The 8,826-nt window shown below is 67.0% G+C and carries 8 protein-coding genes and 3 tRNA genes; 7 read left to right on the plus strand and 4 right to left on the minus strand.

Features of this window, described 5'->3' with window-relative positions; translation table 11 throughout:
- Positions 1-17 precede the first annotated feature (17 nt).
- Positions 18-914, minus strand: a complete 897-nt coding sequence (locus IP91_RS25640) for a recombination-associated protein RdgC (protein WP_145653430.1) — start codon at positions 912-914, stop codon at positions 18-20.
- Between the two features lie 386 nt (positions 915-1,300).
- Here IP91_RS25640 and IP91_RS25645 point away from each other — a divergent pair, with 386 nt between their 5' ends.
- A complete protein-coding gene (locus IP91_RS25645; RefSeq protein WP_158643206.1) occupies positions 1,301-1,729 on the plus strand; it encodes a hypothetical protein in 429 nt (142 codons plus the stop codon).
- Between the two features lie 3 nt (positions 1,730-1,732).
- Here the strand turns inward: IP91_RS25645 and dinB are convergent, their stop codons facing one another.
- Entirely contained in the window at positions 1,733-2,884 is a 1,152-nt protein-coding gene (dinB, locus tag IP91_RS25650) for a DNA polymerase IV (protein ID WP_145653434.1), read from the minus strand.
- 130 nt (positions 2,885-3,014) lie between these two features.
- On the opposite strand from dinB, the gene IP91_RS26665 reads away from it, so the two are divergent.
- Positions 3,015-4,760 (plus strand): methyl-accepting chemotaxis protein, encoded by a 1,746-nt coding sequence (locus IP91_RS26665; protein ID WP_145653436.1) that lies wholly within the window; start codon positions 3,015-3,017, stop codon positions 4,758-4,760.
- Here IP91_RS26665 and IP91_RS25660 read toward each other — a convergent pair.
- Together IP91_RS25660 and IP91_RS25665 are read right to left on the minus strand one after the other, a co-directional pair.
- Positions 4,757-6,037, minus strand: coding sequence for an MFS transporter (locus tag IP91_RS25660; RefSeq protein ID WP_145653438.1), 1,281 nt, complete (start codon positions 6,035-6,037; stop codon positions 4,757-4,759). The two genes, IP91_RS26665 and IP91_RS25660, sit on opposite strands and share 4 nt — an antisense overlap.
- Positions 6,034-6,933, minus strand: coding sequence for an AraC family transcriptional regulator (locus tag IP91_RS25665; RefSeq protein ID WP_145653441.1), 900 nt, complete (start codon positions 6,931-6,933; stop codon positions 6,034-6,036). Before IP91_RS25665 ends, IP91_RS25660 begins: the two co-directional genes overlap by 4 nt.
- A 184-nt stretch (positions 6,934-7,117) precedes the next feature.
- Between IP91_RS25665 and IP91_RS25670 the strand changes: the two genes are divergently transcribed.
- The 5 genes from IP91_RS25670 to IP91_RS25690 all read left to right on the plus strand — a co-directional run bounded on the left by IP91_RS25670 (position 7,118) and on the right by IP91_RS25690 (position 8,825).
- Complete coding sequence (locus IP91_RS25670) at positions 7,118-7,861, plus strand: SDR family NAD(P)-dependent oxidoreductase (protein WP_145653443.1); 744 nt, start codon at positions 7,118-7,120, stop codon at positions 7,859-7,861.
- Positions 7,862-7,870: 9 nt separating this feature from the next.
- Positions 7,871-8,269 (plus strand): VOC family protein, encoded by a 399-nt coding sequence (locus IP91_RS25675; protein WP_145653445.1) that lies wholly within the window; start codon positions 7,871-7,873, stop codon positions 8,267-8,269.
- Positions 8,270-8,382: 113 nt separating this feature from the next.
- Positions 8,383-8,458 (plus strand) — tRNA-Val (locus IP91_RS25680).
- Between the two features lie 19 nt (positions 8,459-8,477).
- Positions 8,478-8,554 (plus strand) — tRNA-Asp (locus IP91_RS25685).
- Between the two features lie 194 nt (positions 8,555-8,748).
- Positions 8,749-8,825, plus strand: a tRNA-Asp gene (locus IP91_RS25690).
- Position 8,826 lies beyond the last annotated feature (1 nt).

The raw sequence follows: 8,826 nt of genomic DNA on the forward strand, positions 1-8,826 counted from the left end.
GACTCGGGCGGCCCGGATCAGGCCTTGGCTTCGCCGCCGAGGGCCTCGACGATGTCGGCCATCAGCTTCGACAGTTCGCCCGTCATCAGCATGAAGTCGCCATCGAAGCGTTCTTCGTCGTTGCGGGTGACGGCGTCGTTTTCCTTCAGCACGTCCAGCGGCTTGATGCTCTTGATGGCCAGCGATTCGGTCAGCACGAACGAGATCTTGCTGTCCCACGTCATGGCCAGGCGCGTGCACTGCTTGCCGGCGGCGATGTGGCGGCGCACCTCTTCCGGTTCCAGCGTGTGGCGCACATAGCGCACCGCGGCCTTGCTCTCGCCGGTGGCGCGCAGTTCCGTGTCCATGTCGACGGTGAAGCCGGCCGGCGCTTCGTCGTCCTGCAGCCAGGCCGTCATCACGCCCACCGGCGAGCGCTGCACGCGCAGGCTTTCCAGCGGCAGGCGGTCGACGGCTTTCAGCAGCAGCTTGATCACGTCATCGGCCTTCGACGGGCTGGCCGCATCGACGACGAGCCAGCCGTTCACCGGATCGATCCACGTCCACACATTGCTGCGGATCGTGAAGGCGCGCGGCAGCAGTTCGTCGTGCACGCGCTCCTTCAGTTCCTTCATGGCCTTCTTGCCGGGCGCGAAACCCTGCTGTTCTTCCATCTCCAGCGCGCGCGCCTTGGCCACCTGGTTCACCACGGTGGACGGCAGCAGCTTCTTCTCGGTACCGAGCAGCAGCAGCATCTGCTGGTTGACGACATGGACCAGCGAACCATTGCCGCGCGGCGAGTCCCAGCCCTGGCGCAGCATCTCGTTGCTGCTGGCCGGCGTGAACTCCTGCGAACGCAGCGCTTCTTCGAGTTTTTCGGGTGCAAATGCCCACGGCGCGGGCAAGCGATAGATCTGGAGATTCTTGAACCACATGCTGTGTTTTACCTTGTTCGGCTCGTTGCAAAACCCAACATTCTACACGCGCTCCGACGCCCGGACCACCGGGATCTTCGTTTGATTATCGCGAAAAAAACTTGTCTGACGCCGCTGGCTGTCACCCAAAACCGTGCCGGGTAAGAATGCCTGACAGGCGCCAAAGCACGCCTTCCCGGGCCCGCTTTTAATGTTGGTTTTCGACAAACAAGGGCCGCACTCTTTCCCGGAACGCCCACCATGAATCTCTTTTCCCGTCTACCCCTGATACTGATGGCAGCCAGTTGCGCTGGTCCCGCCTTCGCCGCAACCATGCTCGAAACGCGCGCCTGGCCGGCAGCGGCCCCTTGCGCCGCATGTGTGACATTGCAATTCGGCGAGCTGGAATGCAGCTGCCGGCAGCGCTGGTCGGGCGTGTCTTCGCGTTTTCCGCTGGTCCCCCAGGCTGGCATTTCCTGCCTGCCGGGGCGCCCCGGGATGGGCTGCTGCTGCGCGCATCGACACGCGATGAACTGGTAGGAAAGTATCCCGGCTTGAGCAGGAAGCTGGGTGTCGCGGCATTTTTCGACATGCTCGGCGGTACCAAGCGCCATCGGCCTGCCTACCAGGCGGAAGGCATCGAACGCGCCGTGCGCTATACGAAAGCATCCCATGGCCGGCTGCATGCCTACTGGATCGAAGCGGCGCCGGGCGATACGCAGACCCTGCATATCGCCCTCGACGGCAGCGACACGGTCTATACGCTGGCGGGAGGCATCACGCCACAGTGGTACGACGCTTTCCTGGCACATCTGCGGATCGCCCCCATTCCCTAGGCCTCAATACCCGAACAGCTCGCCCTGCTGCCCCGCGCGATGTCGGTCGAGTTCGTCGAGCGGCACCAGCGCGCTGACCCGCACGCCCAGCAGCCGCAGCCGCTGGTCGAGCGGCACGCGGCGCAGGCATTCGCCGGCCGCGCGGCGGATCGTGGCGGCGTCGGCGGTCGGTTCCGGCAAGGTCACGTCGCGCGTCACCGTGCGAAAGTCGGCATAGCGCAGCTTGATGCCCACCGTGCGGCCCGCGTAGCGCTTGCGGTGCAGGTCTTCCGAGAGCCGCGTGCACAGGCGCGTGAAGATCTCGGACAGCGCGTCCCGGTCCGCCTTCACATGCAGGTCGCGCTCGAAGGTCGTTTCGCGGCTGACGCCTTTCGGGTCGGAGCGGGTGACGACTTCCCGCTCGTCGTGCCCATGCGCCACGCGGCGCAGCCACTCCGCCGAGTTCAGGCCGAAGTGCTCCTGCAGCAGTTTCGGATCGGCCTGCGCCAGCTGGCCCACCGTCTCGATGCCCAGCCCCACCAGCTTGGCATACGCCTTCGGGCCGATGCCGTTGATCTTCTTCGCCGACAGGGGCCAGATGCGCGTGGGCACATCGTCGAACGAGACGACCGTCAGGCCATCGGGCTTGTCCAGGTCCGAGCAGATCTTCGCCAGCAGTTTATTGGGTGCGATGCCGATCGAGCAGGTCAGGCCGGTGGCTTCGTTGACGGCCCGCTTCAGCCGCATGCCCAGCGCGCGGGTTTCCTCGGGATGGCTGGTGAGATCGAGATAGATCTCGTCGATGCCGCGGTCCTCGATGTCCGGCACGATCGTCGCCACCGCCTCCTTGAACAGGCGCGAATAGCGCTTGTACGATTCGAAATCGGTCGGCAGCAGGATCGCGTCCGGCGCCAGCGCGGCCGCCTTCATCGTGCCCATCGCCGAGAACACGCCCAGCGCACGGGCTTCATACGTGGACGTCGTCACCACGCCGCGGCCGGCGTAATCGCGCAGCGTGGAGAAGCGGCGCGTGCCGTCTTCCTGCACCACCGGCTGGTGGCGCGCGCCGCCGCCGACGACGACCGGCAGGCCGCGCAGTTCCGGATAGCGCAGCAGTTCGACCGATGCGAAAAACGCATCCATGTCGAGGTGGGCTATGCGGCGCGGCTGGTCCATGGGGAAGTCGGGAATCGGATCACTGTGATTATATCCAGTATTGGACGGATCGTGCCATGCAGGCGCCGCCCGGCAGGCAGACGCGTACCATGGGCCCTGCCATCCCTTCCACTGCCACAGAGGAGCCACCGTGACCCTATCGAACCTGCGCATCGGCACCCGCCTCGGCCTCGGCTATGCGATCACCATTCTCATCATGCTCGTCATGTCGCTGGTCGGCGTCAGCCGCATACAGCAGATGGCCGGCCACACGGACCGCATCGTCAACGACCGCTATAACAAGATCACGCTGGCCAACGACATGCGCAACCAGGCCAACCGCGGCGCCCAGGCGCTGCGCAACGCGATGCTGACCCAGGATGCGGCCCAGACCCGCGACTTCCTGCAGCAGATGGCCGATGCCGAGCGCAGCGGCGGCGAGATCAGCGAAAGGCTGGGCAAGATCCTGGTGGCCCCCGTCTCGGTGGAGTTCTTCAAGAAGCAGAACGCCGCATACGGCACCTACCGCGAACTGCGCGAGAAGGCCATCGCCCAGTTCCGCGGCGGCGACCACGAAGGCGCCGTGCAGGCGCTGTTCCGCGACGTGATCCCCGCGCAGACGGCCTACTTCGTGGCGGTGGACGGCCTGCTGCAATCGCAGCGCGACCTGATGACGAACGATGCCCGGGCCGCCGCCGACGCGGCCAGCTCGGCCACCATGCTGCTGGTGGTGCTGCTGGTGCTGGCCACGCTGGTCTCGATCGTGGCAGGCTGGCTCATCACGCGCTCCGTCACCGGCCCGATCGGCGAGGCCGTGCAGATCGCCGAGACGGTGGCGACGGGCGACCTGACCTCCCGCATCGACACGCAGCGCCGCGACGAAACGGGCCGGCTGCTGCAGGCGCTGGGCGACATGTCCGCCTCCCTCACCAGCACCGTGCGCACCGTCCGCGAAAGCACGGACACGATCAACACGGCGGCGGCCGAAATCGCCACCGGCAATATGGACCTGTCGAATCGCACCGAGCAGCAGGCCGCCAGCCTGGAGGAGACGGCATCGTCGATGGAGCAGCTCACCTCCACGGTGCAGCAGAACGCCGAGAATGCGCGCCAAGCCAACCAGCTGGTGGTGACCGCCGCCACGCATGCCAACGAGGGCGGCCAGGTCGTCAGCCAGGTGGTGCAGACGATGGGCTCGATCCGCGACAGCTCGGCCAAGATCGTCGACATCATCGCCGTCATCGACGGCATCGCCTTCCAGACGAACATCCTGGCGCTGAACGCCGCGGTGGAAGCGGCGCGGGCCGGCGAGCAGGGGCGCGGCTTTGCCGTGGTGGCGTCGGAGGTGCGCAACCTGGCGCAGCGCTCGGCCAGCGCGGCGCGCGAGATCAAGGACCTGATCAACGACTCGGTGGAGAAGGTGGAATCGGGCAGCCGCCTGGTCGACCAGGCCGGCACCACGATGGACCGTATCGTCACGTCGGTGAGGCAGGTGACGGACATCATGAACGAGATCGTCTCGGCCAGCCAGGAACAGAGTTCCGGCATCGCCCAGGTGAACACGACGATCGTGACGATGGATTCGACCACCCAGCAGAACGCCGCGCTGGTGGAGGAAGCGGCCGCCGCGGCGGCCAGCATGCGCGACCAGGCGCTGCGGCTGGCCGAGGCGATCGCCGTGTTCCGCATCGATGGCAGTGCACCGCGGGCCGTGCAGGTTGCGGCCGCACCGGCACCAATGCCACCTGCGGCCACGCAGCCGAAGCTGGCGGCTCCCGTCAAGGCACGGACCACGGCGGGCGCAAAGGCGGCGCCGCGCTCCGGTCCTGCCATGAAACCGGCTGCCGGACGCCCGGCCGCGAAGACGCCGGGTGCCGACGAGTGGGAGGAGTTCTAGACCGCTCGCCGACCCATCGCCAGCACGAGGATGGCACCGAGCACCAGGCTGGCGGAGAGCACCAGCATGCCCGCCGCCGTGCTGCCTGTCGCGTCGCGGATCGCTCCCACCAGGTAGGGGCTGGCGAAGCCGGCCAGGTTGCCCAGTGAATTGATCAGCGCGATGCCGGCCGCCGCGGCCGTGCCGCCCAGCAGCGCCGTCGGCAGGCTCCAGAAGATCGGGAACGTCGTCAGGATGCCGGCCGTGGCCAGCGACAGCGCCGCCAGCGCCAGCACGGTGTCATGCGCGTACAGCGTCGCGGCGAGCAGGCCCAGCGCACCGGCCACGCCGGCCAGCGCCGTGTGCCAGCGGCGCTCGCCGGAGCGGTCCGAATGGCGCGCAGCGAGCACCATCACGACGGCGGCCACGCCATACGGCACCGCCGTCAGCAGGCCGATATCGAAGACGCTCTGCACGCCGCTGTTCTTCAGCAGCTGCGGCAGCCAGAAGCTCACGCCATACAGCCCCATCACGAACAGGAAGTACACCAGCGCCAGCAGCCACACGGTGCCGCTGGCGAACAGGCGCGCCAGCGGCAGGTGGGCCCGCGTTCCCTCGTCCTCCGCGATGGCCTGCTCCAGGAGGATCTTCTCGTTTTCCCTCAGCCAGCGCGCACTGCGGATGCCGTCGTCCAGGTAGAACAGCGTCCAGATGCCCAGCACGACGGACGGGATCCCTTCCAGCACGAACAGCCACTGCCAGCCGTGCAGTCCCGCCGTGCCGGCAAACGCGGTCATGATCGCGCCGGACAGCGGCCCGCCCACCACGCCGGCAATCGCCACGCCGCTCATGAACAGCGCCACGATGCGCGCGCGGCGGTGCGCCGGGTACCAGTAGGTCAGATACAGCACCACGCCGGGGAAGAAGCCCGCCTCCGCCACGCCGAGCAGGAAGCGCAGCGCATAGAAGCTGAGCGGGCCGGTGGCGAACATGGTGGCCACCGACACCGCGCCCCAGGTGAGCATGATTCGGGCGATCCAGCGCCGCGCGCCCACCTTCTGCATCAGCAGGTTCGATGGCACCTCGAACAGGAAGTAACCGATGAAGAACATGCCGGCACCGATGCCGTACACGGTGTCCGACAGGGCCAGGTCGGCCTGCATCTGCAGCTTGGCGAAACCCACGTTGACGCGGTCCAGGTAGGCCGCCACGTAGCACAGAAAAAGAAACGGCAGCAGGCGGCGGCTGACGCGGGCATACAGCGCTTCAACAGCGGCGTCGTGGTCGATAGGGGTCATGGACTGGTTCGGTCGTAGGGGCCGCGGCCGGCCAGGATGCGCGCCGCGTCGCGGGCCGGCGGCAGGCCGAAGGCACGCGCATATTCGCGGCTGAACTGCGTGGCGCTTTCGTAGCCGACGTCGAACGCGGCGGCCGTCACGCTGCGGCCATGCGCGACCAGCAGCGTGCGCGCCTGCAGCAGCCGTACGCGTTTCAGGTACTGCAGCGGGCTCAGGGCCGTGACGGCCTTGAAGTGGCGGTGGAAGGCGGAGACGCTCATCGCCGCCTGGTCCGCCAGCTGTTCGACGCCGAGCGGCTCGGTGAAGTGCTGGCGCATCCAGCGGATCGCCAGGCCCACGCGGGCCATCGCGGTGTCCGGCGTGGCCACCTGGCGCAGCATGCCGCCCTGCGGTCCCTGCAGCACGCGGTACAGGATCTCGCGCTCGTAGACGGGTGCCAGCGCGGCGATGTCCGCCGGCCGTCGCATCAGCCGCAGCATGCGCACCCAGGCATCCATCAGCTCGGGCGTGACGGCGGCCACCGAAAAGCCTGCGGCATCGTCCTGCGCGGCAGGATCGGGCAGATCGGCCAGCAGTGTGGCGACGATGGCCGGATCGATCGTCAGGCTGACGGCCAGGTAGGGCGCGCCGTCGCTGGCGGGCCGCACGATGCCCGCTGCGGGCAGCTCGACGGACATCACGAAATAGGTGGCGGGATCGTAGTGCAGCGTTTGGCCGCCGATCGACATCGATTTGCTGCCCTGCAGGATCAGGTTGACCATCGGCTCGTACACGGCAGCCAGCTGGTGCTCGGGAATCGCACCCTGCACCATCGCCACGCGCGGGATGCCCGTTTCGGTCCGGCGGTTTTCGGCATGGGCCGCCAGGGCCCGCAGTTCGGTCAGTTGCTCTTGCATGGCGCGTATCAGACCAGAACGCCGCGGTGCTGGCAAGCCAAGAATCGGACCCGGTGAAAAAGCAGAAGCGGGGAAAAAGCCAGATCGGGGAAAAAGCAGGATCGGGCAGGATCGCGGCAGGAACCTGCAAGTGCCGGGCAGGCCGCGTCGGTATCGTCCAGTCTTCAAATCACTGGAGAAGAGCATGAGTGTCATCGTCATTACCGGCGGCAGCCGGGGCATCGGCGCGGCGGCCGCCATCGAATGCGCGCAGCGGGGCATGGGCGTCATCCTGACCTACCAGGCCCGCAGCGAAGCCGCGCGCGGCGTCGTGGAACGGATCGTGGCCGGCGGCGGCAAAGCTGTCGCGCTGCGACTGGATGTGGGCGACACGGCGCAGTTCGCCGCGTTTCGCGCCGAGGTGGAGCGTGCATTGCAACAGATATGGGACACGGATGTGCTGGCGGGCCTCGTCAACAACGCCGGTTACGGCCTGTTCGCGCCGCTGGAGGGCGTGACGGAAGCGCAGTTCGACGGCCTGCTGAACGTGCACCTGAAGGGCCCCTTCTTCCTCACGCAGGCGCTGCTGCCCTTGCTGGCGGAAGGCGCGGCGATCGTCAATCTCACCAGCGCCACGACGCGCGTCGCCACCGCCGGCGTGGCGCCGTATGCTGCGTTCAAGGGCGGGCTGGAAGTACTAACGCGCTATATGGCGAAGGAATTCGGCGCGCGGGGCATTCGCGCCAACGCCGTGTCGCCAGGCGCCATCCGCACCGACCTGGGCGGCGGCCTGTCCGACGAATTCGCCGCCCTGCTCGGCGCGCAGACGGCGCTCGGCCGCGTCGGCGAAACGGACGAAGTGGCCCGCGTCATCGCCATGCTGCTGTCGCGCGACGGCGGCTGGATCAACGGACAGTCGATCGAGGTCGGCGGCGGCTATGTCCTCTGAGGAGCCGGCATGCTCGATCACGTCTTCCTGGCGGTGCGCGACGTACCGCGTTCGATCGCTTTCTACACGGCGGCGCTGGCGCCGCTCGGCATCGTCAACCGGCTGGACTACGACGGCCGCGCCGGCCCGCCCGGCCATCCGGACCTGTACGGCTTCGGCGCGCACGGCCGCGTGTTCTTCTGGCTGCGGCCCGGCGAGGTTTGCGTGCCGGCCACGCATGTGGGCTTCGTGGCCGACAGCACCGCTGCGGTCGATGCCGCTTATGGCGCCGCGCTGGCGGCCGGCGCTGCCGACAATGGCGCCCCCGGTGCGCGCCTGCATTACGATCCGCGCTACTATGCGGCGAATGTGCTGGACCCGGATGACTACAGCCTCGAGTTCGTCCACAAACCGTGGCAGCACCCGTGAGTTCGCTTCAAAGATTTTTTGGAAAGGTCTTGCGGAATCCGGAAACAGCGCAGTAGAATACGGCCTCTTCTGAACGTTGTCACAAATGTTCGGAGTTCGATTCAAGTGGTAGCGGGCGCTTAGCTCAGTTGGTAGAGCGGATCCCTTACAAGGATTAGGTCGGGAGTTCGAGCCTCTCAGCGCCCACCAGATTCGGACTTGAAGACCTGGAGCGGTAGTTCAGTTGGTTAGAATACCGGCCTGTCACGCCGGGGGTCGCGGGTTCGAGCCCCGTCCGCTCCGCCAGAACATAGTTAGCAGAGTATTGTCCCTGCGGACAATACGGTCCTCGGGCTCGAAGGGTTTCGCTTGCAAGCGAAACCGCGGCCGGCAGAATGTCGGCGAGCCCTTCTGTACTAACAGAATTCGAGGAGAGCCCGGTCACCGGGCTCTTTTCATGTAAGTGTTGTACTCGGTGTTTGCTACGGCAGACATCGATTGGAGCGGTAGTTCAGTTGGTTAGAATACCGGCCTGTCACGCCGGGGGTCGCGGGTTCGAGCCCCGTCCGCTCCGCCAG

Source organism: Pseudoduganella lurida (genome assembly GCF_007830455.1).
Classification (GTDB): domain Bacteria; phylum Pseudomonadota; class Gammaproteobacteria; order Burkholderiales; family Burkholderiaceae_D; genus Rugamonas; species Rugamonas lurida.

Bases quoted from the DNA above. Each gene is read 5' to 3' on its own strand.
- IP91_RS25640 (WP_145653430.1), bottom strand. From the start codon at position 914: ATGTGGTTCAAGAATCTCCAGATCTATCGCTTGCCCGCGCCGTGGGCA.
- IP91_RS25645 (WP_158643206.1), top strand. From the start codon at position 1,301: ATGCAGCTGCCGGCAGCGCTGGTCGGGCGTGTCTTCGCGTTTTCCGCT.
- dinB (WP_145653434.1), bottom strand. From the start codon at position 2,884: ATGGACCAGCCGCGCCGCATAGCCCACCTCGACATGGATGCGTTTTTC.
- IP91_RS25660 (WP_145653438.1), bottom strand. From the start codon at position 6,037: ATGACCCCTATCGACCACGACGCCGCTGTTGAAGCGCTGTATGCCCGC.
- IP91_RS25665 (WP_145653441.1), bottom strand. From the start codon at position 6,933: ATGCAAGAGCAACTGACCGAACTGCGGGCCCTGGCGGCCCATGCCGAA.
- IP91_RS25670 (WP_145653443.1), top strand. From the start codon at position 7,118: ATGAGTGTCATCGTCATTACCGGCGGCAGCCGGGGCATCGGCGCGGCG.
- IP91_RS25675 (WP_145653445.1), top strand. From the start codon at position 7,871: ATGCTCGATCACGTCTTCCTGGCGGTGCGCGACGTACCGCGTTCGATC.